20 protein-coding genes are annotated in these 21,692 nt (G+C 66.3%); 9 read left to right on the top strand and 11 right to left on the bottom strand.

Annotated elements, in window-relative coordinates:
* Positions 1 to 45: 45 nt before the first annotated feature.
* The 5 genes from FDT80_RS01870 to cysG all read right to left on the bottom strand — a co-directional run bounded on the left by FDT80_RS01870 (position 46) and on the right by cysG (position 4,658).
* On the bottom strand, positions 46 to 447 hold the full coding sequence (locus FDT80_RS01870; RefSeq protein ID WP_138660538.1) for a DUF934 domain-containing protein: 402 nt from the start codon (positions 445 to 447) through the stop codon (positions 46 to 48).
* Entirely contained in the window at positions 444 to 1,226 is a 783-nt protein-coding gene (locus tag FDT80_RS01875) for a phosphoadenylyl-sulfate reductase (RefSeq protein WP_138660539.1), read from the bottom strand. The genes FDT80_RS01870 and FDT80_RS01875 overlap by 4 nt, the downstream gene beginning before the upstream one ends.
* Positions 1,216 to 2,883, bottom strand: a complete 1,668-nt coding sequence (locus FDT80_RS01880) for a nitrite/sulfite reductase (RefSeq protein WP_138660540.1) — start codon at positions 2,881 to 2,883, stop codon at positions 1,216 to 1,218. Before FDT80_RS01880 ends, FDT80_RS01875 begins: the two co-directional genes overlap by 11 nt.
* Before the next feature lie 72 nt (positions 2,884 to 2,955).
* Positions 2,956 to 3,264 (bottom strand): DUF2849 domain-containing protein, encoded by a 309-nt coding sequence (locus tag FDT80_RS01885; protein ID WP_138660541.1) that lies wholly within the window; start codon positions 3,262 to 3,264, stop codon positions 2,956 to 2,958.
* On the bottom strand, positions 3,264 to 4,658 hold the full coding sequence (gene cysG, locus FDT80_RS01890; protein WP_138660542.1) for a siroheme synthase CysG: 1,395 nt from the start codon (positions 4,656 to 4,658) through the stop codon (positions 3,264 to 3,266). Before cysG ends, FDT80_RS01885 begins: the two co-directional genes overlap by 1 nt.
* A 147-nt stretch (positions 4,659 to 4,805) precedes the next feature.
* Between cysG and FDT80_RS01895 the strand changes: the two genes are divergently transcribed.
* The gene (locus FDT80_RS01895) at positions 4,806 to 5,267 is read left to right on the top strand and encodes an Lrp/AsnC family transcriptional regulator (protein ID WP_138660543.1); all 462 of its coding nucleotides are present in this window, start codon (positions 4,806 to 4,808) and stop codon (positions 5,265 to 5,267) included.
* Positions 5,268 to 5,352: 85 nt separating this feature from the next.
* Here the strand turns inward: FDT80_RS01895 and FDT80_RS01900 are convergent, their stop codons facing one another.
* Entirely contained in the window at positions 5,353 to 6,534 is a 1,182-nt protein-coding gene (locus tag FDT80_RS01900) for a cytochrome P450 (RefSeq protein WP_138660544.1), read from the bottom strand.
* Between the two features lie 59 nt (positions 6,535 to 6,593).
* On the opposite strand from FDT80_RS01900, the gene FDT80_RS01905 reads away from it, so the two are divergent.
* From FDT80_RS01905 to FDT80_RS01925, 5 genes are all read left to right on the top strand, one after another.
* Complete coding sequence (locus FDT80_RS01905) at positions 6,594 to 8,369, top strand: sensor histidine kinase (RefSeq protein WP_138660545.1); 1,776 nt, start codon at positions 6,594 to 6,596, stop codon at positions 8,367 to 8,369.
* Positions 8,366 to 9,598: a sigma-54-dependent transcriptional regulator gene (locus FDT80_RS01910; RefSeq protein ID WP_138660546.1), complete on the top strand. Its 1,233-nt coding sequence runs from the start codon at positions 8,366 to 8,368 to the stop codon at positions 9,596 to 9,598. The genes FDT80_RS01905 and FDT80_RS01910 overlap by 4 nt, the downstream gene beginning before the upstream one ends.
* A gap of 259 nt (positions 9,599 to 9,857) precedes the next feature.
* Positions 9,858 to 10,859 carry a DctP family TRAP transporter solute-binding subunit gene (locus FDT80_RS01915; RefSeq protein WP_138660547.1) on the top strand — a complete coding sequence of 334 codons (1,002 nt, stop codon included), beginning with the start codon at positions 9,858 to 9,860 and terminating at the stop codon, positions 10,857 to 10,859.
* Between the two features lie 189 nt (positions 10,860 to 11,048).
* Positions 11,049 to 11,729, top strand: coding sequence for a TRAP transporter small permease (locus tag FDT80_RS01920; protein WP_138660548.1), 681 nt, complete (start codon positions 11,049 to 11,051; stop codon positions 11,727 to 11,729).
* A gap of 3 nt (positions 11,730 to 11,732) precedes the next feature.
* Positions 11,733 to 13,112 carry a TRAP transporter large permease gene (locus tag FDT80_RS01925; RefSeq protein ID WP_138660549.1) on the top strand — a complete coding sequence of 460 codons (1,380 nt, stop codon included), beginning with the start codon at positions 11,733 to 11,735 and terminating at the stop codon, positions 13,110 to 13,112.
* Positions 13,113 to 13,246: 134 nt separating this feature from the next.
* On the opposite strand, the gene tpiA is transcribed toward FDT80_RS01925, so the two are convergent.
* The gene (tpiA, locus tag FDT80_RS01930) at positions 13,247 to 13,996 is read right to left on the bottom strand and encodes a triose-phosphate isomerase (protein ID WP_138660550.1); all 750 of its coding nucleotides are present in this window, start codon (positions 13,994 to 13,996) and stop codon (positions 13,247 to 13,249) included.
* A 144-nt stretch (positions 13,997 to 14,140) separates the two neighbouring features.
* Between tpiA and FDT80_RS01935 the strand changes: the two genes are divergently transcribed.
* A complete protein-coding gene (locus FDT80_RS01935; RefSeq protein ID WP_138660551.1) occupies positions 14,141 to 15,046 on the top strand; it encodes an isopenicillin N synthase family dioxygenase in 906 nt (301 codons plus the stop codon).
* Positions 15,047 to 15,088: 42 nt separating this feature from the next.
* Here the strand turns inward: FDT80_RS01935 and FDT80_RS01940 are convergent, their stop codons facing one another.
* On the bottom strand, positions 15,089 to 15,433 hold the full coding sequence (locus tag FDT80_RS01940; protein WP_138660552.1) for a HesB/IscA family protein: 345 nt from the start codon (positions 15,431 to 15,433) through the stop codon (positions 15,089 to 15,091).
* 259 nt (positions 15,434 to 15,692) lie between these two features.
* Positions 15,693 to 16,055: an SUF system Fe-S cluster assembly protein gene (locus FDT80_RS01945; protein WP_138660553.1), complete on the bottom strand. Its 363-nt coding sequence runs from the start codon at positions 16,053 to 16,055 to the stop codon at positions 15,693 to 15,695.
* Positions 16,056 to 16,477: 422 nt separating this feature from the next.
* On the opposite strand from FDT80_RS01945, the gene FDT80_RS01950 reads away from it, so the two are divergent.
* Positions 16,478 to 17,278 carry a class I SAM-dependent methyltransferase gene (locus FDT80_RS01950; protein ID WP_138660554.1) on the top strand — a complete coding sequence of 267 codons (801 nt, stop codon included), beginning with the start codon at positions 16,478 to 16,480 and terminating at the stop codon, positions 17,276 to 17,278.
* On the opposite strand, the gene rimK is transcribed toward FDT80_RS01950, so the two are convergent.
* Both rimK and FDT80_RS01960 read right to left on the bottom strand, forming a co-directional pair.
* On the bottom strand, positions 17,275 to 18,660 hold the full coding sequence (gene rimK, locus FDT80_RS01955) for a 30S ribosomal protein S6--L-glutamate ligase (protein ID WP_138660555.1): 1,386 nt from the start codon (positions 18,658 to 18,660) through the stop codon (positions 17,275 to 17,277). The two genes, FDT80_RS01950 and rimK, sit on opposite strands and share 4 nt — an antisense overlap.
* An 86-nt stretch (positions 18,661 to 18,746) precedes the next feature.
* Positions 18,747 to 20,465, bottom strand: coding sequence for a mechanosensitive ion channel family protein (locus FDT80_RS01960; RefSeq protein WP_170311761.1), 1,719 nt, complete (start codon positions 20,463 to 20,465; stop codon positions 18,747 to 18,749).
* A 97-nt stretch (positions 20,466 to 20,562) separates the two neighbouring features.
* Here FDT80_RS01960 and tgt point away from each other — a divergent pair, with 97 nt between their 5' ends.
* The gene (tgt, locus tag FDT80_RS01965; RefSeq protein WP_138660557.1) at positions 20,563 to 21,690 is read left to right on the top strand and encodes a tRNA guanosine(34) transglycosylase Tgt; all 1,128 of its coding nucleotides are present in this window, start codon (positions 20,563 to 20,565) and stop codon (positions 21,688 to 21,690) included.
* The last annotated feature ends 2 nt before the right edge of the window (positions 21,691 to 21,692 follow it).

A 21,692-nucleotide genomic window follows, 5' to 3' on the forward strand; every position in this document is an offset into this window, starting at 1 on the left:
GCGGCTCCTTCTTAGGCAATGAGGGGGATGTGCGAAAGGGGGCAATCAGCCGCGCAGACGCTGCTGGTAGTCATGCGCTTGCCAGTCGCTGCGCGCCAGCCATTGCTCCTGCGGTTGGCGGGCAGCGAGGTCATCGGCGATCTCGACTTCGTCGAAGCCCGACCGCCGGGCCATCGCGTATTGATCGGCGATGACATGACCGCGCGCGCGCAGACGCCCGGTATAGCCGCGCAGACGCAACTGGCGGGCAATCGTGAAACCGCGGCCGTCGGCGGCAGAGGGGAAATCGATGCGGATCATCCGCACCCCCGCGCACAGCGGAATATCGGCGGGCGCCGCATCGGAGGGCACATCCAGCGCCATCGCATCATTGGCGGCCTCGAGCGATGTATAGCCCTGGGTCCAGTCGTCGGGGCCAAAGCCCGCATCGGTGACAATTACGCTCATGAATCTGCTCCTGTTCGCACCATTTTGCCGTTCACGAAATGGATGCCGCATTCTTCCTTGGATTGATCGCGCCAGCGGCCCGCGCGGGCGTCTTCGCCGGGGGCGACCGGAGACGTGCAGGGCGCGCAGCCGATCGAGGGATAGCCCTGCGCCACCAGCGGGTGCCGCGGCAGGCGGTTTTCGGTCATATAGGCCTGTACGTCCTGCGGTGCCCAGCGGGCCAGCGGATTGACCTTGATCCGGCCGGTGCCGTCCTCGACTTCGAAGAATTCCAGCGCGGCGCGGGTGCCGGACTGAAACCGCTTGCGGCCGGTGATCCAGCCATCGAAATCCGCCAGCGCCGCGTCGAGCGGTGCGGATTTTCGCAGCGCGCAGCAGGCATCCGGGTCGCGCTGGTGCAGGGTGCCCGCAGGGTCCTGATCGGCGATGTCGGCCGCGCGCAGGATATGCACCCGCCGCAGCCCCAGCCGTTCGGCCAATTCCTGCTGATAGACCAGCGTTTCGGCAAACAGCATCTGCGTATCGATGAACAGCACCGGCAAATCGCGGTTCACCATCGCCGCCAGATGCAGCAGCGCCACGCTTTCCGCGCCGAAGCTGGACACCAGCGCCAGGTTGGGCACCGCGCGAAGCGCCAGCCGCAGGACATCGGTCGCGCCGTGGTGGCGCATCTGGTCGTTCAGCGCCGCGACACGGTCGCGCAGCGCTGTGGTGGCGGCGGAGCCGCCGGCGGAGGAGGAGTTTTCAGCCAGAAGACGGCCGGGTTCGTCAAGCGGCATCGGCTTTGGCCTCGGCTGGATAGAGGGCGGATTTGAACGGGGAGAGGCCCAGCCTGCGATAGGTCTGCAGGAAGGTTTCCGATGGTTCCGTGCGCAGGTCGAGATAGGCCAGAACCAGCCGTTCGATGGCGGGAATGATCTCGTCCGCGGAAAAGCCCGGGCCTGCGCGTTCGCCGATGGCCGCATCCTGCGTTCCGTCGCCGCCCAGCGTGATCTGGTAGTTTTCCACGCCCGCCCGGTCGAGCCCGAGGATGCCGATATGGCCCACATGGTGGTGGCCACAGGCGTTGATGCAGCCCGAGATCTTGATCTTGAGCGGACCGACGTCGTGTTCCAGCTTGAGCTCGTCGAAGCGGGTCGCGATTTCCTGCGCGATTGGAATCGACCGGGCCGTGGCCAGCGCGCAGTAGTCCATGCCGGGGCAGGCGATGATGTCGCTGATCAGACCGATGTTGGCGGTGGCCAGTCCCGCGTCTTTCAGCGCGGCGTGCAGGGCGGGCAGGTCGCCGCGGTGCACATGCGGCAGGATCACGTTCTGTTCGTGGCTGATGCGCAGTTCATCGTGACCGTAGTCGCGGGCCAGGCTGGCCATCAGCCGCATTTGATCGGACGAGGCGTCGCCGGGTGTCGCCCCATGCGCCTTGAGCGAAATGGACACGATCGCATACCCCGGCGCGCGATGATCGCTGAGGTTGGTGTCCGCCCAGCTGCGAAAGATGGGATCGTTGCTGTAGGCGGCTTCAAACGGCGCGAGCGAGGCCGACTTGAATGCAGGGGCCGCGAAATCGGCTTCGATCGCCGCCAGCAATTGCTGATCGACACCCGAGAACTGCGGGCGGATCAGGGCGAAGCGCTCTTCGACCCGCGCGCGGATGTCGTCGAGCCCGTTTTCATGCACGGTGATCTTGATGCGCGCCTTGTACTTGTTGTCGCGGCGGCCCAGCAGGTTATAGACCGACACGATGGATTCAAGATAGGGCAGCAGGTCTTCGCGCGGCAGGAAGTCGCGCAACACCTTGCCGATCATCGGCGTACGGCCCAGGCCACCGCCGACGATGACCTCGAAGCCGGCTACGCCGTCACGCTCCACCATTCGCAGGCCGATGTCGTGCGCCTTGGTCACAGCGCGGTCGTTCGGGCTGCCGGTGACGGCGACCTTGAACTTGCGTGGCAGGAACTGGAATTCGGGGTGGTCTGTGGACCACTGGCGGATAAGCTCGGCCACCGGGCGCGGGTCGGCGATCTCGTCCGCGGCGGCACCGGCGAAATGGTCGGCCGTTACGTTGCGGATGGTGTTGCCGGAGGTCTGGATCGCATGCATTCCCACGTCCGCAAGCGCGTCGAGCATGTCGGGCACGTCGCGCAGCAGCGGCCAGTTGTACTGGATGTTCTGGCGGGTGGTGAAATGGCCGTAGCCCTTGTCCCACCGGTCGGCGATATCGGCCAGCGCGGTCATCTGGCGGCTGTCGAGCGTGCCATAGGGGATGGCGACGCGCAGCATGTAGGCATGCAGTTGCAGGTACAGACCGTTCATCAGGCGCAGCGGCTTGAATTCGTCCTCGGTCAGCGAGCCGTCGATGCGGCGTTCGACCTGGGCGCGGAACTGGGCGTTGCGTTCGGTCACAAATTCGGTGTCAAACTCGGTATAGCGGTACATGTCGGCTCCTTGATGCCCCTGGGCCGCGGGGGCCGGGGCGGATCGGGGATTGGGTGTGTCAGCGGCTGCGGATCAAAGCGGCGCGATGTCGTCTTCCTGCTTGCCGTGGCGATAGTTGCTGGGCCCGCGGGCGCGAAATGCCTCGCGGAAATGCGCAGGCGCGGGGCCACCGGCCTGCGGCACCACATCGGCGAGATAGGCGCCCACGACGCGGTTGATCTGCTGCGCGGCCTCGATCAGGCGCAGATCGGCATCAGCCTCGTCGGTCAGCACCTCGGCGTGATCCAGCTCACGGGTCCAGCCGCTCGCGGTCTGATAAATCACATCGCCCAGCAACAGATCGTTGGCGGTCACGACTTTGGGAGTGAATTCTCTGGCCATTATGCAAGCTCCTCGATGGGCAGGTCGGTCAATGCGGGGACGGCGGCGCGCGGGGCAAGGCCGTAGAATGTGAGTGCGGGGCCGGCCATCGCGGCGGCCTCGAGCGCGGCGGGCAGGGCGTCGAGCGTGGTGTCGAGAATGCGCTGTTCGGGGCGCGAGGCGTTTTCGATCACCGTGACGGGCGTGTGCCGGTCGGCACCGTGCATGATCAGCCGCCCCTGAATGAACCGGGCGGATTTCTTGCCCATGTAGATCGCCGCGACCTCGCCGGGGCGGGCCAACGCGCGCCAGTCGTGATCGGCGAAGCCCTTGGTGTCGTGACCCGTGAGAAAGCGCACCGAGGAATTGCGATCGCGTTTGGTCAGGCTTTGACCGATCGCGGCCACCGCGGCGGAGGCGGAGGTGATGCCGGGCACGATGTCCCACGAGATCTGATGCGCGTCCACCGCGTCGATCTCTTCGTCCAGGCGGCCAAAGACCGTGGCGTCGCCCGATTTCAGCCGCACCACCTGCGCACCGGTGCGGGCGTGTTCGACGATCAGCGCGTTGATGTCGGCCTGGGTCATCGAGGGGCCGAAGCCTTCCTTGCCCGCGTCGATCATCACCGCCTCGCGGCGGGCGAGTTCCAGAATGGGCTGGCTGATCAGGCGGTCGTAGATCACGACGTCGGCCTCATCCAGCACACGGCGCGCCTTGAGCGTCAGAAGCTCCGGGTCGCCTGGGCCCGCGCCGACGAAATGCACATGGCCGGGCCGCGCACCGCGGGTCAGGTGATCGTCGAGCAGCGCATCCAGTGCGGGACGCACGGCATCGGCACCCTGCGCCACGGCGCGGGGGCCGGCGGCGAAATAGAAGTCGCGCCAGAAATCGCGGCGCGGGCGGCCGAAGGGCAGCGCATCGGCCATCTTGCGGAATCCCTTGCCGATGCGGGCCAGCGTGCCCAGCGTGGCGGGCAGGCGCTGCTCCAGGTCGGCCTTGATCGCGCGGGCCAGCACGGGGGCCGCCCCTTCGGTGCCGATGGCGATGGTCACGGGGTCGCGATCGACGATGGCGGGGGTGATGAACTGGCTGTCGTCGAGGTTGTCCACGATGTTGACCAGCGCCCCGTCGGCGCGTGCAATGGCGGCGGTACGGGCGTCTTCGGCGGCGTCCTCGTCGGCGGCATAAAAAAGTGCGGCGCAGAGCGCATCGCCCGGGGCCATCGCGCGCGGGATCAGCGCAAGCTTGCCCTGCGCGGCCCATGTCCGGATGTCCTGGGCCGCATCGGGCGCAAAGACGGTCAGATGGGCAGTCGTCTTCATCAGCAGGCGCAGCTTGGCACTGGCAGCGTCGCCCCCGCCCGACAGCACGACGCGGCGCCCGGCGAGTGCGACGAAGATTGGGAAATGATCCATTGTTGAAACCGCCTGCTGTTCGTTTGACTTGACCCCCAATATAGGAAATATTCCCGATATGTCGCCAGATGCCGGATTGAATAAGGACGCATGTTCCGTTTATACGTCAAACCGGAACATAAGACTGCACAGGGCAAGGAAATCGGAATGAGCGTTCGAATTGACGAGACAGACAGGAAGATCCTGGCGGAGCTGCAGCGCGACGCCAGCCAGTCGCTGGACGACATCGCGACCCGCGTGGGCAGTTCCAAGACCCCGGTATGGAACCGGATTCGCAAGCTGCGCGATGCCGGGGTGATCGGACAGCATACCGTGATGCTGGATGCCGACATGCTGGGCTTCGAGGCATGCTTTTTCGTGCTGATCCGCACGTCCGAACATGAGGCCGCGTGGCAGCAGGCGTTCCTGAAGGCCCTGCAAGACCGCCCCGAGGTGCAGGAGGCGCACCGCCTTGCGGGCGATATCGACTATATACTCAAGGTGCGGGTCAAGAACGCGCGCGCCTATGACGCATTCTACCAGGCGCTGATTTCAGAGGTGAAGGTGTTCAACGTCACGGCGCTTTTGTCGATGGAGCAGTTGAAATCCACCACGATGCTGCCGCTGTGAGGTGATCCGCCGGCGCGGCTCGCGCCGCACGACATGCTGGCGGCGGCGGCACCGCGATACGCCGCGGCAGCGGTCGCGCGGCGGTCTACGCCGTGACGATCAGCCGGTCGAGCTTGTGAAAGTGGTAGCTTGCCGCGTAGCGCGGCGGTTCGGCCAGCGCGAGCCCCGGCAGGCGGTCGAACAGCATCGGCAGGGCGATCTGCATCTCGAGCCGCGCCAGCGGTGCGCCGACGCAGAAATGCAATCCGCCGCCAAAGGCCGCGTGGGCCTTGACCGGGCGCTGCGGGTCAAAGCGGTCGGGCTGGGCGAACACCCCCGGGTCTCGCCCCGCGGCCCCCAGCAGCAACGCAATCTGCTCGCCCTGCCGCAGGGTGCGGCCCGCGATCTCGATATCCTCGTAGGCATAGCGTGTGAACAGGTGCAGGGGCGGATCGTAGCGCAGCAACTCCTCGACCGTCGCGGCCACCGCATCGGGCGCGAGGGCGGCCCGCGGCGTGTCATGCTCAAGCATGGTCTTCACCGCGTTGCCGAGGCTGTGCACCGTCGCTTCGTGGCCCGCGTTCAGCAACAACACGCAGGTGCCTGTCAGTTCCGCCGCGGTGAGCGTTTCGCCGTCCTGCTCCGCTGCGATCAGTTCCGAGATCAGATCGTCGCGCGGATCGTTCCGGCGGCTGCCGATGTACCGGGTCAGGAAATCGGTGAAGTCGCGCGCGGCCGCATTGGCCGCGTCCTCGGTCGCACGGCTGCGGGGCGTCTGGTACATCGCGACCATCGCGTTGGACCAGCGCAGCAGGTCTGGGGCCATCGCTTCGGGCACACCCAGAAGGCGGGCGATGATGCGCACGGGCACTTGGGTGCAATAGGCGGGGATCAGGTCGAAGGGGCTTTGCGGCAGGGCTGTCAGCAGATCGTCGCAGACGGCGCGGATGTCGGGGGCAAGCGCCTTGATCCGGCGCGAGGTGAAGGCGCGCAGCACCAGGCCGCGCAGGCGCGTGTGGGTGGGTGGCTCAAGCTCGAGCATCGAGTGCCGTTCGAGCGCGTCCCAGTCGGCCAGGTGGACGGGCGCGCGACGGTCCTGATCGCGGGGCACCTCGCGGCCCAGGCGGCGGTCGCGCAACAGCGCCTGCACCGTCGCCGCATCGAACGCGGCGAGCATCCCGTAGTCCTGCCAAAGGTGGACCGGCCCGCGCGCGCGGGCGGCCCGGTAAAAGGCGTAGGGGTCTTGCACGAAGGCGGGGTCGAGCGGAGATTGGCGTACTGTCGTCATGCCCGACTTAAAGCCGGCAGGCTCTGGTCAATGCAAGGGGCACTTTGTAAGGTTTTGCCATGAAACGGAATGTCATCAAGAGCGGTCTTGTGCAGCGCAGCGCGATCGTGCTGGCGTTTCTGGCGACGGTGGCGACAATCAGTGCGGGCGTCTGGCGGCATGGCTACCTGCAGGCGCTGGGGCAGGTGGCGCAGCAGGGGCGCGCGGCGCTCGACCTCAACAGCGACCGACTGGTGGGCCAGGTGCAGCGCGCGCGCGAACTGGCCGTGCTGATGGCCGATCACCCGATGATGCCCGCGCTGGCGGCGGGGCGGCAAGGCGACCGGGCGGCGCAGTTGTTTCTGGAGGTCGCGGACAAGACCGCCGCGCTGGACGTCATGTTCGTCAACCGCGCGGGCCGGGTGCAGGCCGCCGCCCGGGCCGCCGCTGGGGCCGACCTGGGCGATCAGGATTATATCCGCCGCGCGATGCAGGGGGCGCTGGGGTGGGGCCACGGCGTGGACCGCCCGCTTGCGCCGCGCGCCTTTTACGCGGCGGCGCCCGCCTTTGACGCGGCGGGCCGGGTGCAGGGCGCGGTGGTCGTGGCCGTCGACATGACCAGCATCGAAGACAGTTGGCGCGGCAGCAATCCGGCGGTGTTCTTCACCGATGAGCGGGGCGCGGTCTTTGTGTCGAACCGGTCCGAACTGGTGTTCTGGGAGCGGCCGGAAAACGGGCCGGGGCTGGTCCCGCCCGAGGGGGCCGCGCCCGCGTTCGACAGCTACCGCACCGGCCCGCACGAGGTCTGGCAACTGGGCTGGGGGCCGTACCTGCCGCAGAACGCGCTGCACCTGACGCGGGCCTTGCCGGTGATCGGGCTGACCGGCGAGGTGCTGATCGATGTGGCGCCGGCGCGGGCGCTGGCCACCAGCCAGGCCGCCGCGGTCGCCGCGCTGTGCCTGGCGTTCGGGGCGCTGCTGTTTCTCGCGACGGAACGGCGGCGCACCCTGGCCGCGGCGAACGCCCAGCTTGAGGCGCGCGTGGCCGAACGCACCGCCGCGCTGTCCGATACCAACGCACAATTGCGCCGCGAGGCCACCGAACGCGAAGAGGCGCAGACCGCCCTCGCGCGCGCGCAGGCCGATCTGGTGCAGGCCGGCAAGCTGAGCGCCCTGGGGCAGATGAGTGCGGGCATCAGCCACGAACTCAACCAACCGTTGATGGCGATCCGGTCGTTTGCGGAAAACGCGGTGCAATACCTTGACCGCGACCAGCCCGACCGCGCCGCCGAGAACCTGGGCCGCATTTCCGACATGGCGCGCCGGATGGGGCGGATCATCAAGAACCTGCGCGCCTTTGCGCGCAACGACCATGAACCGCAGACCCGCGTCGATGCCGCGGCCGTGCTGCGCAGTGCGCTGGACCTGACGGCCAGCCGGATCGACCGGGCCGACGTCACCGTGGCCTACGATCCGCCACCCGGCCCCGTCTGGGTGCGCGGGGGCGACGTGCGGCTGGGGCAGGTGTTCGTCAACCTGATCGCCAACGCCGCCGACGCGATGGAGGGGCGCGCGACGCGGACCCTGCGGATCACGATCGAGGATGGCGCGCGCCCGGCCATTCATTTCGCCGACACCGGCCCCGGCATCGACATGCCCGACAAGATGTTCGAGCCGTTCTATTCCACCAAGTCGGTGGGCAGCGGCGATGGCATGGGGCTTGGACTGTCGATCAGCTATGGCATCGTGCAAAGCTTCGGCGGCGAGATCAAGGGCAGCAATACCGGCGAGGGCGCGTTGTTCACCGTCCGGCTGGATCCGATGCCCGCCAAGCCCGGAGAGGTGCGCGCCGCATGAGCCGCCGTGTGTTGCTGGTCGATGACGATGCCGCCGTCCGCGAGGCGCTGGTCCAGACGCTCGAGCTGGCGGATCTCGATCCGATCGCGGTGGGGTCCTTCGTGGCGGCCAAGGACCACATCACCCGCGGCTTCGACGGTGTGATCCTGTCCGATATCCGGATGCCGGGGCGCGACGGCTTTCACCTGCTGGGCTATGCGCGCGACGCCGATCCGGACTTGCCGGTGATCTTGCTGACGGGCGAAGGCGACATCCCGATGGCGGTTCAGGCCATGGGGCAGGGGGCGTTCGATTTCCTGGAAAAACCCTGTGCGCCGGGCGCCTTGCTGGCGGTTCTGGAACGGGCGCTGAAGACCCGCGCGCTGGTGCTCGACAACCGCCGCCTGCGCGCGCTGGTCCAAAGCGGCGATCCGGCGGCGCGGTTGTTGCACGGCACCTCCGATCTGGCCGAGGGCCTGCGGGCGCGGGTGCGCCGCGCGGCGCGCACCCAGGCCGAAGTGCTGGTGACGGGCGCGCCGGGGACCGGGATTTCCAAGGTGGCCGAGGTGATCCACCTCAGCTCCCAAAGCTCCGGCGGCCCCTTTGTGAAACGCGCGGGCGCGGGGCTGGCGCCCGCCGCGCTGCAGGACGCGCTGACCGCCGCGCGCATGGGCAGCCTCTTCATCGACGAGATCACGCAGTTGCCGGCACAAAGCCAGCTTACCCTGACCGAGGCGCTGGACGGCGCGCGCGAGACACGGCTGATCGCCGGATCGACGCGCGATCTGTCCGCGCTGGTCGAGACTGGCGAGATGAGTGCGGAGTTGTATTACCGGCTGGAAGTGATGCAGGTGCGGATTCCGTCGCTGTCCGAGCGGCCCGAGGATATTCCGGTGCTGTTCCAGCATTATGTCGCACAGGCCAGCGAACAGGCGGGACTGCGCCCGCCCGAAATTGCGCCGCAGGTCGTGGCGGGGTTGCTGGCGCGCGACTGGCCCGGCAACGCCCGCGCCCTGATGTCCGAGGCGATGCGCTTTGCGCTGGGTCTGGGAGAGGAGCGCGAGAGCGACGCGTCGCTCGGGTTGGCCGACCAGATGGCGCAGGTCGAGCAATCGCTGCTGGAAGCGGCCCTGCGCCGCGCCGGGGGTCAGGCGACGGCGGCGGCCGAGGCGCTGCGATTGCCGCGCAAGACCTTCTACGACAAGCTGGCGCGCTACGGGATTCGGGCAGAGGATTACCGGCGCTCGTGATTTGTGCGGAAATCCGCACAGGCTTGCCCGCAAGTGTGCGGATTATCGCACACGGAGCCGCGGGATTGCCGGCCTCCGCAAGCGGAGTGGGGCGCAATGGATTGAAAAGACGTCGATTAATCCGATCCGCCGGGTATCCGTTCACAATGTCTTGTCGGCGGGCTGACGCTGGTGTCATATGTCCAGCAGCGCCTTTGCACCGCAGGGGCCGACCGCAAACTTGCATCAGCAAGACCAAAAGTTTCTGGGAGGAAACCACATGAAATTTCTGACAGCCGCCGCAATGGCGCTGACGCTGACCGTCAGCGCCACAGCAGTATCCGCCGCATGCGACGATGGTGAAATCGTCATCAAGTTCAGCCACGTGACCAACACCGACCGTCACCCCAAGGGCATCGCCGCCTCGCTGCTTCAGGGGCGCGTGAACACCGAGATGGACGGCAAGGCCTGCATGGAAGTGTTCCCCAACTCGACACTCTACAACGATGATCAGGTGCTCGAGGCGCTGCTGCAGGGCGACGTGCAGATGGCCGCGCCGTCGCTGTCCAAGTTCGAGCAGTTCACCAAGGTGTTCCGCATCTTCGACCTGCCGTTCATGTTCAACGACATCAACGCCGTGGACGCGTTCCAGAACTCCGAAACCGGGCAGGCGATGAAGGAATCGATGGTGCGCCGCGGGTTGCTGGGCCTGCAGTTCTGGCACAACGGCGTGACCCAGATCTCGGCCAACAAGCCGCTGATCTCTCCTGAGGATGCCGCGGGCCTGAAGTTCCGGGTGCAGCCCTCCGAAGTGCTGAAGGCGAACATGGAAGCGCTTGGCGCGAGCCCGCAGCCGATGGCCTTTTCCGAAGTCTACGGCGCCCTGCAGACGGGCGTTGTCGACGGTCAGGAAAACACCTGGTCGAACATCTACGGCCAGAAGTTCTTTGAAGTGCAGGACGGCATCACCGAGACCAACCACGGTGTGATCGACTACCTCGTCGTGACCAACGTCGACTGGTGGGAAGGGCTTGACGCCGACGTGCGCGACCAGCTCGCCACCATTCTGCAGGAAGTGACCGAACAGCGGAACGCGGAATCCTTCCAGGTCAACGAGGAAGCCAAGGAAGCGATCATCGCCGCCGGTGGCACGGTGCGCAAGCTGACGCCCGAGCAGCGTCAGGCCTGGGTCGACGCGATGAAACCGGTCTGGAACCAGTTCATCGACGACGTGGGCCAGGAAAACATCGACGCCGCACAGGCGATCAACGCGTCAATGTAAGCCACGGACCCGGCGGCATCCCTCGGGGGGTGCCGCCGACCTCGCCCGAGCCTGTGTGCCCGGGCATTTTTTCGGCCCGATCCAGGACATCCGACCAAGCGGTCGTGCTCAACGACCGCGCGGGTGTCCAACGACGGGCCGACCGCTTGTGCGGGACCATTCCTGCAACACCAGACTCGGGGGACGCACATGTCGGTGCATCAAAAAGACCAGTCCGCGTTCGGTCGTTTCGTGACCGAGCTTGAGGAAACCTTTATCGCGCTGCTCCTCGGCGCCATGACGATCATCACTTTCATCAACGTCGTGCTGCGCTACGGCTTCAACACCGGGTTGATCTGGGGGCTGGAAGCGGTGACGTTTCTGTTCGCGTGGCTCGTGCTGTTCGGCGTCAGCTACGCGGTCAAGATCACGGCCAACCTTGGCGTGGATGCGGTGATCAACCTGTTCGGGCCCCGCGTCCGACGCGTTCTGGCCCTGGTGGCAGCGGCGGTTTGCCTGATCTACGCCTTCATGTTGCTCAAGGGCGCCTGGGACTATTGGGCGCCCTTCGCGGGCTTCGATGTGACCAGCGGGCGCTGGTTCCCCACCGGGTTCACGCCCACGCGCGACCAGGCCTGGTACGAGGTCGTCGATATTCCGTTTCCCGAATTTCTGCGGTGGATCGAACCCATCGTCAACGAGGGGGAGCATTACGAGAAACTGCCGCGCTTCATTCCCTATGCGATCCTGCCGCTGGGCATGGCGTTGCTGCTGCTGCGGTTCATTCAGGCCACGCTGCGCCTGATCCGGGGCGAGGCCGACAGCCTGATCGTGAGCCACGAGGCCGAAGACGCCGTCGAGGACGTCAAACACATGAATGCCGAGGGCTAAGACATGGAAGTCGCAATTCTTTTCGCCATGGTGGTAGGCCTGATGCTGATCGGTGTTCCGATCGCCGTATCGCTTGGCATGTCCTCCATCATGTTCCTTCTGGTGCTCAGCGATACCTCGCTGGCCTCCATCGCGCAGACGCTGTTCCAGGCGATGGCGGGGCATTACACGCTACTGGCGATCCCGTTCTTCATCCTTGCCTCCAGCTTCATGTCGACGGGCGGTGTGGCCAAACGGATCATCCGCTTTTCCATCGCCCTCGTCGGGCACCTGCCGGGCGGTCTGGCGATTGCGGGCGTGTTCGCCTGCATGATGTTCGCGGCGCTGTCGGGGTCCAGCCCGGCCACGGTCGTCGCCATCGGTTCCATCGTGATCGCGGGGATGCGGTCGGTGGGCTATTCCAAGGAATTCGCCGCCGGTGTCATTGCCAACGCAGGCACGCTCGGCATCCTCATTCCGCCCTCGATCGTGATGGTGGTCTATGCCAGCGCCACGGACGTGTCGGTGGGCCGGATGTTCCTGGCCGGCGTCATTCCCGGCTTGTTGGCGGGCACCATGCTGATGGTCACGATCTACGCCATGGCCAAGATATACGACCTGCCCAAGGGCGAATGGCTTGGCTGGGGCGAGGTCTGGGCCAGCGGGCGCGAGGCGGGTTGGGGCCTGTTCCTGATCGTCATCATCCTGGGCGGCATCTATGGCGGGATCTTTACCCCGACCGAAGCCGCCGCCGTCGCCGCCGTCTATGCGTTCTTCATCGCGAGCTTCGTCTATCGCGACATGGGGCCGCTGCATGTGAAGGGCGACGAGACGCATAACCTGCCGCTGATCAAAAAGCCCATCGCGCTGATTTCGGTGTTTTTCCACCGCGACACCCGCGACACCCTGTTCGAGGCGGGCAAGCTGACCGTCACGCTGATGTTCATCATCGCCAACGCGCTGATCCTCAAGCACGTCCTGACCGACGAACAGATCCCGCAACAGATCGCGGCGATGATGCTGGACGCGGGGTTCGGGCCCATCGTGTTCCTGGTGATCGTCAACGTGATCCTGCTGATCGGCGGGCAGTTCATGGAACCGTCGGGCCTGTTGGTGATCGTGGCGCCGCTGGTCTTTCCCATCGCGATCGAACTGGGGATCGACCCCATTCACCTGGGCATCATCATGGTCGTCAACATGGAAATCGGGATGATCACGCCGCCGGTCGGTCTGAACCTCTTCGTGACCTCGGGGGTTGCCAACATGCCGATGATGTCGGTCGTGCGCGCGGCGCTGCCGTTCCTGGCCGTCTTGTTCGTGTTCCTGATCCTCGTGACATACGTCCCGATCATCAGTACATGGCTGCCCACCTTGATGATGGGGCCGGAAATCATCGTCAGGTGACACCCTGACCGGGCTGCGCGCGCGCCGCGCACCCCCCAAGGGTAGATACCCATGAAAAAGGCGACACACCGATCGGATGTGTCGCTTTTTTGCATGCGCCCCGGCGCAGGCAGATCTTGTGCCCATAGGGCGGGTCAGGCGCGCGCCAGGGCCGCTATGATCGGTGTGAAATCCGCCGCCGTCAGGCTGGCGCCGCCGACCAGCGCGCCGTCCACGTTCGACGTGGCAAAGATCTCGGCGGCGTTGTCGGGTTTGACCGATCCGCCATAGAGCAGCCGCACCGCGGCACCGGTCGCCGCGCCGAACCTGTCGCCAAGCTGGGCGCGCAGGGCATCGTGCACCTCGGCGATCTGGGCGGTGCTTGGCACCTTGCCGGTGCCGATGGCCCAGATCGGTTCATAGGCGACCACAAGGCGCTGACCGGTGGCGCCGTTGGGCAGCGAATAGGCCAGTTGCTCCGAGATGACAGCCAGCGCGGTGCCGCCCTCGCGGTCCTCCAGGCTTTCGCCGACACAGACGATCGCGGTCAGATCCGCCGCCCAGGCCGCCCGGACCTTGTTGGCCACATCCGCGTTCGTCTCGCCGTAGCCCTCGCGCCGTTCCGAATGGCCGAGGATGACATGCGTCGCGCCCGCGTCGGCAACCATCGGCGCCGAGATATCGCCGGTATAGGCACCCGACGCGGCCTCGTGGCAGGTCTGCGCACCAATCACGATACCTGTGCCCAGGGCCTGCGTCGCGGCCGGGTGGAGCAGGGTGGCCGGCGGACAGATCAACACCTCGGGGCCGTCTTCGGTGGCCGCGCCCGCCAGATCGCCCAACACGGACAGATCCGCGCGGGTGCCGTTCATCTTCCAGTTGCCTGCTGCCAGTTTGCGCCGCATGAGTGTCCCCAGGGTTGTCTTCGATGTGGTCTGTGACCTGTCCTAGCACCGGGCCGCCGCTGCGTCTATCGGCGCGGACCATGTTGACGCCGAAGCCGCCAGCGCCCAGATAGGCGGCATCGACCTGTCAGAAAGACCCTTGATATGATCCCCCGACTGGACGCCGCCGCGATAGCCGCCCAAGACCCCGCCACGCTGGCGCAACTGGCCGAGGCCGCGACCGGGGTCGGGTTTTTCACCGTGCACGGCACGGCGCTGTCCGGCGCGCGGGTAGAGCAGGCGATCGAAACCTACCGCGCTTTCTTTCATCTGGACGAGGCGCAAAAACGCGCCGTGGACATGGCCGCGACCGGCGCCAACCGGGGCTGGGGGCGCGCCGGGTCGGAACAGGTCGATCCGCAGGTCAATCCCGACTACAAGCAGTATTTCGATTGCGGGTTCCAGGTGCCGCGTGATGATCCGCGCAGCGCCCTGCCGGTCTATGCGCCCAACCTGTGGCCCGACGAGCCGGCGCGGTTCGCCGCGATCATCGGGGCCTATTACACCGACGCCTGCGCCGTGGCGATGGATGTGCTGCGCGGCATCGCGGGGGCCATCGGTGCGCCGCGCGACCATTTCGACCAAGCCTTTGACACGCCGATGGCGCTGCTGCGCGGCAATTTCTATCCCGCGCGCCCCGCTTGGGCGACGGACCGCGATTTCGGGATCGCAACCCACACCGATTATGGCTGTCTGACGCTGTTGGCGATGGATGGATCGCCGGGGCTGGAGGTACGCACGCGTGGCGGCGGGTGGATCCCCGTCAGCGCCCCGCCGGGCGAATTCGTCATCAACTTTGGTGAAATGATGGAGATGTGGACGGGCGGGCGTGTGCGCGCTACTCCGCACCGCGTGATCGGCACCGACGCCGAGCGGATTTCCGTGCCGTTGTTCTTCAATCCCAACGTGGACACGAACGTGGCGCGCATGGGGTCGGGCGAGGAGATCCGCGCGGGCGATCACCTGCAGCGCCGGTTCAGCGAAACCTATGTACACCTGAAAACGGGCTGACGGTCATCTGGCGGGCCGGGTGGCGCACATGCGCCCGGCGCGTCAGCCGAACTTGATCGATTCACCGCATCCGCAGGCTTCGGTCACGTTGGGGTTGTTGAACTTGAACCCGGATTCCAGCAGCGATGTTTCATAGTCGATCTGCGTTCCGAAAAGGAACATCTGCGCCATCGGCGCGATCATCACCCGCGCGCCATCCTGTTCCACGACCTCGTCGTTCGGATCCGCGTCGGTGACGTATTCCATCGTGTATTCCATGCCGGCGCAACCGCCCTTCTTCACGCCGATCCGCAGCCCCGCATGACCCGCGGACTGCATTAGTTTGGCCACTTGCGCGGCCGCCTTGGGGGTGAGGGTGACAGCTTGTTTACCGGGGATACCGAACATGGGCGTTCTCCTTATACCGCCAATCTAATTGCCCGGCGGCGGGCTCTCAAGGGGGGCACGTCAAAAAGCGGGTGCATGCACGAGGCAGCGGTCACAAGGGGTTGGTCAGGCCATGATCGAACCGTGCCCGCCGGGGACCGGAAGGGCCAAGGTCAAACCACGGTTGCGCAAGACACGCGGCCCGCCAAAAGCCCGCCGCCCGTGCAGGTGTCCGGGCAGGCATCGCGGCTGGCAGCACTCCGCGCCGCACCCGCCGCAGTCACATGAACCCCAGTTCCAGCCGCGCCTCGTCCGACATCATGTCCATGCCCCAGGGCGGCTCCCAGGTAAGATCCACATCGACCTGTTTCACCCCGGCGATCGGCTCGACCGCGTCGGCGACCCAACCGGGCATTTCACCCGCCACGGGGCAGCCCGGAGCGGTCAGCGACATGATGATCCTGACTTCGTTCTCCGGGGTGATGTCGATGGTGTAGATCAGACCCAATTCATAGATATTTACCGGAATTTCAGGGTCATAGACCGTACGGCACGCTTCGACCACCTGTTCGTAGAGGGGGTGGTCGGTGGACGAAGGCGCAATCAACGGCGCCCCTTCGAGCGGTTCGGGGGAATGGGTCATTCGGGCCTCTGGCTTTGTTCCTGAGCATTTATATAGGTTTTATGTGCCGGGGCGTCTAGGGGGGCGGGTAAACGCACATGTGGCAAGCTGTGACCGTGGGCGCCGCACAGCTCGCCCAACGCGCGCATTCGCCACCCCGGCGATGCGATCCGCGCCCCGCGCGGGGCCGCCATTTGCCGGCATAGGCCATTTCGCGCCGATCCCGATGCTGCGCTGCAATCTGGCGCGCGGAAAATTATCCACAGGATAAGCCGCATCCTTGCCGCGATAATTCATCTGACGGGGTCGTCGGGTCCGGTTCAATGCCGCATTGCGGCGCGAGGGCGGTCGGTCGCTTCGGGCGACTCCTCGCCATGCGGGACGCGAAGGTGCCTCGAATCTGCTATTGTCGGTTGAAATTCAGCCCTGGGGAGGAGCGACTGATGAACCAGCATGCCACCTTTGACACATGGACCGCCGCCGCCGCGTATGATGCCTACATGGGGCGCTGGAGCCGGCTGATCGCGCAAAGTTTCGTGGACTGGCTGGATGTGCCCGTGGGTGCGCATTGGCTTGAGGTCGGATGCGGGACCGGCGCCTTGACCCAGGAGGTCGTCAGCCGGTGCGCGCCCGCGTCGCTCATGGCGGTGGACCCTATGGCGGAATTCGTGGCCTGCGCCTCGACCCGTATCCCCGACAGTTGCGCGGAGTTCCGGGTGGCCGCGGCCCCCGACCTTCCGGTGCAGACAGGGACGGCGGATGTGGCGACGGCGGGGTTGGTGTTGAACGATGTGGCGGACCCGGTGGCGGCGCTCAAGGCGATGGCCCGCGCGGTGCGGCCCGGCGGAACGGTGTCCTTTTATGTCTGGGACTACGCGGGCGGCGGCATGGGCATGATCGACGCCTTCTGGTCAACCGCGTCCCTGCTGGACCCGGCGGCGGATATCCTCGACGAGGCGGTGCGCTATGGCCAGTGCAGCCAGTCGGGGTTGCTGCGCCTTTGCGCCCAGGCCGGGCTGGAGGCCGAGGCAACCGCGATCGAGACCACCACGGAGTTTTCGGATTTCAACGATTTCTGGGCGGGTTTCCGGCATGGTGACGGCGCGGCGCCGGGCTATTGCGACAGCCTCACGCGCGATCAGCGGATGGCATTGAAAACCCGGCTCGAGACCGAAGTGGGCGAACATGGCGCGGTGCGTCTGCCGGCGCGGGCCTGGGCGCTCAAGGCGCAGGTCGCGGCCTAGCCCGCGCGGCGCCGCCGCACCGGCTGCGGTTTCACGCGGGCCTCGATCTCGTCGTACAGCTTGCCGACGATATCCTTGCCGGTGGCCTTTTCGATCCCCTCGAAACCGGGAGAGGAATTGACCTCAAGCACCTTTGGCCCGTCCGAGGACCGAAGCAGGTCGACCCCCGCCTTGCCCAGGCCAAAGGCGCGGGCGGCACGCAGGGCGGTGTCGCGCTCGGCCTTGGTGATGCGCACGACCTGCGCCGATCCGCCCCGGTGCAGGTTCGAGCGAAAGTCGCCCTCGGCCCCGGTCCGTTTCATCGCCGCGACAACCTTGTTCGCGATCACCAGGCAACGGATGTCCTCGCCCGCCGCTTCCTTGACGAAATCCTGCACCAGGAAGTTCGCCTTGAGCCCGCGAAAGGCGTCGATCACCGATTCCGCCGCCTTTTTCGTCTCGGCCAGCACGACGCCCTTGCCTTGTGTCGATTCCAGCAGTTTTACGATCAAGGGCGCGGTTCCGACCAGCGCCATCAGGTTGCTGGTGTCCTTGGGGCTGGCGGCGAAGGCCGTGGTGGGCATGCCGATCTTCTTGGAGGCCAGCACCTGGTGTGCGTGCAGCTTGTCGCGGCTGGCGGTGATGCCCGCGCTGCCGTTGACGCAATAGGTGCCGATGGTTTCGAACTGGCGGATCACGGCGCAGCCATAGGGTGTGACCGATGCGCCGATGCGCGGGATCACCGCGTCGTAGCGGGGCAGCCGCTTGCCGTCGTAATGCACTTCCGGCGCCATCGAATTGATCGCCATGTAGCAGCGCGTGGTGTCGATCACCTCGACCGTGTGGCCGCGCGCCTCGCCGACTTCGACCAGGCGTTTGGTCGAATAGTTATGCGCCTCGCGGCTGAGCACGGCGATGCGCAGGGCGCGTTCGGGCGCGCGCCGCCGGACCACGGGCGTGTGATAGACGTCATAGCTGAGTTCGGGCTGAAGCCGCTTTTCGGTGGGCGAGATCGAGATGTGGTCATTGAGCGCCTGTCGCCCCAGCAGCATCCGGCTGGTCATGCCCGCGCGGTTGGTCAGCGTCACGTCGATGGGCCAGCTGTGCCCGCCCACGTCGAGCGCGCTTGAGATGACATAGCGCAGTTCCGCCTCGCCGTTGGAGGAGGTGACTTCGCGCCGGTCGATGATCGGTGCGGAACAGGCGATCGTGATGTCCTCGCGCCCGGCGATGGGGTGCACCAGAAAACGGACCTTGGGCTTGGCGGAGGAGCCGAAGACCTCGATGTCGCTGGCGTGCAGCGCAGAGGTGCGCGCGCCGGTGTCCACCTTGGCCTTGAGCGCGGGCAATCCCAGTTCGGGCAGTGAAATCCACTCTTCCCAACCGAATGTCAGCTTGTCCATGACGGCACGACTCCTCTCTGGATGGCATGAAGACGTGCACCTAGCGCGCTGATGGCGCGATCTCAAGGTCTATCGGCGCGTGGGCGTCACGTGTCGGGCAGATGCCGCCGATCGGTTTCGGGCAGCATCCGCCGCCCGGTGTCCTCCTCGATCCGGCGGGCTTCTTCGATCAGGCGTTCGCGCATCTTGCATTCGATGTCCCATCCCGTCGCGGGGTTTGCGGTGGGCAGTTCAAAGCGCACCTTCTGGCCAAAGACGTCGTGGCCGACCACGCGCACATCCGCCTTGTCCAGCGGGCCGGTGTCCTCGCCGTCCTCGGTTTCGATGATCTGAAGGAAAACCTTGCGCAGCGCCTCTGTGTCGGCGGTCTGGGCCAGTGTCAGCACGATGGGCCGGATCATCCGCACGTCCTCGATGGACCAGTTTTCAAAGGCGTCCTTGACGAAATAACTGACCGGCACGACAAAGCGGTTGCCGTTCCAGATCAGCAGCTGGACGTAGGTGAAGTGAATCCGCTCCACCGTGCAGAAATGCCCTTCGAAGATCAGCTGATCGCCGATCCGTGCGGAGCGGTTCAACGCGATCTGCACCGAGGCGAGGATATTGCCCAGCACCTCGCGGGCGGCAAAGCCGAGGATGATGGTCAGGGCCCCCGCCGAGGCCAGCAGCGACAGGCCAAGCGACTGGAACGTGTTGGCCGAGCTGAGCACGATGCCGCTGCCCAGCAGCAGCGCGATCACGATCACGAACTTGCGCGCCGCCGAAACGGTCGTCGCGATGTTGCGCAGGTGAATGTTTTCCGGCTCTGCCAGATCGTTGGGGTTGGTGGCGCTGATGCGGTCGAAAATCTCGTCGATCACCAGCACCACGGCCAGCGTCGCCGCCGCCACGTAGCCGATCACCACCAGCGGGCTGACGATGCTGTCGACCACGCCCGACACCACCAGGACGTTGCGGGTGCTGTAGCCGACAAAGACCGTCGTGGCCGCCAGCGTCGCGGGCCATTTCATCGCCCGGACCAGCGATCTGCTCCAACGCGACGTGGCGTGGCGCCCCGCGCGGCTGACAATGCCATGCACCGCGACCGCCAGCGCCACCGCCGCCGCCAGCATCAGCGGCACGAAAAGAACCTCCCACAGGTACATGCCCCAGAACGCGCGGTTGCGCGCCCAGGCGGGCAGCGATTGTTCCAGCCGGGTGGGCCCGTAGCGGGCAAAGAGGGCGGGCACGTTGTCGACGCTCTGGCGCGAGAACAACCAGACCGGCGGCGCATCGCCGGGCTTGACGCGGTTGACCCGCAGCGGCACGCCGTGATCGCCCAGATCCAGAAGGTCCAGCCGGATGGACCGGCGCGCGCGGCCCGTGGCGTCGGTGTCCGACGGGCCCGCCAGCCAGCCGTCGGGCCGGTCCGACAGGCTGTCCCAGGGGATGACGACCTTGCGGTCCATGACGACGAACAACTGCTCGGCCAGCCGCGCGCCCCGTGCGGCCTGATCGCCGACGTCGATATCGGTCAGGTCCAGGGCCTGCGCCGCCGCCGCGAAATCCGATTGGCGCGCGTGGTGCAGGAAACTTTCCACCGTGCTCATCGGGGTGGACAGATCGACCGTGCCGGGGCGCGCGGGCAGGCCGGTGTTCAGGCTGTCGGTCGTGAAATAGGGCTCCTGTGCCGCCGCCATCGCGGTCTGGAACAGCAGTGCCACCGCCACCTGCGCGGCCAGCGCCATCAGGCCCTGAAACCGCTGCCTGACCTGTCGCCCGTCGATCATGCCGATGCCCCACCTTGCAAACCCGATCTCAGGCATTCCCCGCGAACCTGTCAAAGTCAAGTCCGCGCCAGGGTCGAGAGGTTGGCGCGGCGATGGATTGCCTTGCTGTCCGGCTGACACTATAGCGGCGCGCATGACGCAGTTTTCCTTTGATCTCGGGGCCACGGACGGGCGCGCGCGCTCCGGCGTGATCCACACGCCGCGCGGCGATATCCGCACCCCGGCCTTCATGCCCGTCGGCACGGCCGCGACGGTCAAGGCGATGATGCCCGAAAGCGTCGCCGCGACCGGTGCGGATATCGTTCTGGGCAACACCTACCACCTGATGCTGCGCCCCACGGCGGAGCGGATCGACCGGTTGGGCGGGCTGCACAAATTCATGAACTGGCACAAACCCATTCTGACCGACAGCGGCGGGTTCCAGGTGATGAGCCTTGCGGGCCTGCGCAAGCTGACCGAACGCGGCGTGACCTTCAAAAGCCATATCGACGGGTCCAGGCACGACCTGACGCCCGAGCGGTCGATGGAGATCCAGCGGCTTCTGGGCAGCGATATCGTGATGTGTTTCGACGAGTGCCCGGCCTTGCCCGCAAGCGAAGCGGAGGTGGCGCGCAGCATGGAATTGTCGATGCGGTGGGCGGCACGGTCCAGGGATGCCTTTGGCGACCGTCCGGGCCATGCCCTCTTCGGGATCCAGCAGGGCGGCGTCACCCGCGATTTGCGCGCGCAGAGCGCCGAGGCGCTGACCGGGATCGGGTTCGACGGCTACGCGGTGGGCGGCCTGGCCGTGGGCGAGGGGCAGGAGGCGATGTTCGGCGTGCTGGACTATGCCCCCGACATGCTGCCGCGCGACAAGCCGCGCTATCTGATGGGGGTGGGCAAGCCCGACGACATCGTGGGCGCGGCGGCGCGCGGGATCGACATGATGGATTGCGTGCTGCCTTCGCGGTCGGGGCGCACGGGCCAGGCGTTCACGCGGCACGGCGTGGTCAATATCAAGAACGCGCGTCACCAGGATGATCCGCGCCCGCTGGACGAAGCCTGCGGCTGTCCCGCGTGCTCCAATTACTCGCGCGCCTATCTGCACCACGTGTTCCGCGCCAAGGAAATGATCAGCGGCATGCTGCTGACATGGCACAACCTGCACTACTACCAGGACCTGATGGCGGGGATGCGCGCGGCAATCGGCGCGGGCAGTTTCGACGGCTGGCAGGCGGATTTCCACGCCGACCGCGCCGCGGGTGATATCGAGCCACTTTGAAA

It is taken from the genome of Sulfitobacter sabulilitoris (assembly GCF_005887615.1).
GTDB lineage: Bacteria > Pseudomonadota > Alphaproteobacteria > Rhodobacterales > Rhodobacteraceae > Sulfitobacter_E > Sulfitobacter_E sabulilitoris.

Coding starts and splice junctions, on each gene's coding strand:
- FDT80_RS01870 (WP_138660538.1), bottom strand. CDS start 447: ATGAGCGTAATTGTCACCGATGCGGGCTTTGGCCCCGACGACTGGACC.
- FDT80_RS01875 (WP_138660539.1), bottom strand. CDS start 1,226: ATGCCGCTTGACGAACCCGGCCGTCTTCTGGCTGAAAACTCCTCCTCC.
- FDT80_RS01880 (WP_138660540.1), bottom strand. CDS start 2,883: ATGTACCGCTATACCGAGTTTGACACCGAATTTGTGACCGAACGCAAC.
- FDT80_RS01885 (WP_138660541.1), bottom strand. CDS start 3,264: ATGGCCAGAGAATTCACTCCCAAAGTCGTGACCGCCAACGATCTGTTG.
- cysG (WP_138660542.1), bottom strand. CDS start 4,658: ATGGATCATTTCCCAATCTTCGTCGCACTCGCCGGGCGCCGCGTCGTG.
- FDT80_RS01895 (WP_138660543.1), top strand. CDS start 4,806: ATGAGCGTTCGAATTGACGAGACAGACAGGAAGATCCTGGCGGAGCTG.
- FDT80_RS01900 (WP_138660544.1), bottom strand. CDS start 6,534: ATGACGACAGTACGCCAATCTCCGCTCGACCCCGCCTTCGTGCAAGAC.
- FDT80_RS01905 (WP_138660545.1), top strand. CDS start 6,594: ATGAAACGGAATGTCATCAAGAGCGGTCTTGTGCAGCGCAGCGCGATC.
- FDT80_RS01910 (WP_138660546.1), top strand. CDS start 8,366: ATGAGCCGCCGTGTGTTGCTGGTCGATGACGATGCCGCCGTCCGCGAG.
- FDT80_RS01915 (WP_138660547.1), top strand. CDS start 9,858: ATGAAATTTCTGACAGCCGCCGCAATGGCGCTGACGCTGACCGTCAGC.
- FDT80_RS01920 (WP_138660548.1), top strand. CDS start 11,049: ATGTCGGTGCATCAAAAAGACCAGTCCGCGTTCGGTCGTTTCGTGACC.
- FDT80_RS01925 (WP_138660549.1), top strand. CDS start 11,733: ATGGAAGTCGCAATTCTTTTCGCCATGGTGGTAGGCCTGATGCTGATC.
- tpiA (WP_138660550.1), bottom strand. CDS start 13,996: ATGCGGCGCAAACTGGCAGCAGGCAACTGGAAGATGAACGGCACCCGC.
- FDT80_RS01935 (WP_138660551.1), top strand. CDS start 14,141: ATGATCCCCCGACTGGACGCCGCCGCGATAGCCGCCCAAGACCCCGCC.
- FDT80_RS01940 (WP_138660552.1), bottom strand. CDS start 15,433: ATGTTCGGTATCCCCGGTAAACAAGCTGTCACCCTCACCCCCAAGGCG.
- FDT80_RS01945 (WP_138660553.1), bottom strand. CDS start 16,055: ATGACCCATTCCCCCGAACCGCTCGAAGGGGCGCCGTTGATTGCGCCT.
- FDT80_RS01950 (WP_138660554.1), top strand. CDS start 16,478: ATGAACCAGCATGCCACCTTTGACACATGGACCGCCGCCGCCGCGTAT.
- rimK (WP_138660555.1), bottom strand. CDS start 18,660: ATGGACAAGCTGACATTCGGTTGGGAAGAGTGGATTTCACTGCCCGAA.
- FDT80_RS01960 (WP_170311761.1), bottom strand. CDS start 20,465: ATGCCTGAGATCGGGTTTGCAAGGTGGGGCATCGGCATGATCGACGGG.
- tgt (WP_138660557.1), top strand. CDS start 20,563: ATGACGCAGTTTTCCTTTGATCTCGGGGCCACGGACGGGCGCGCGCGC.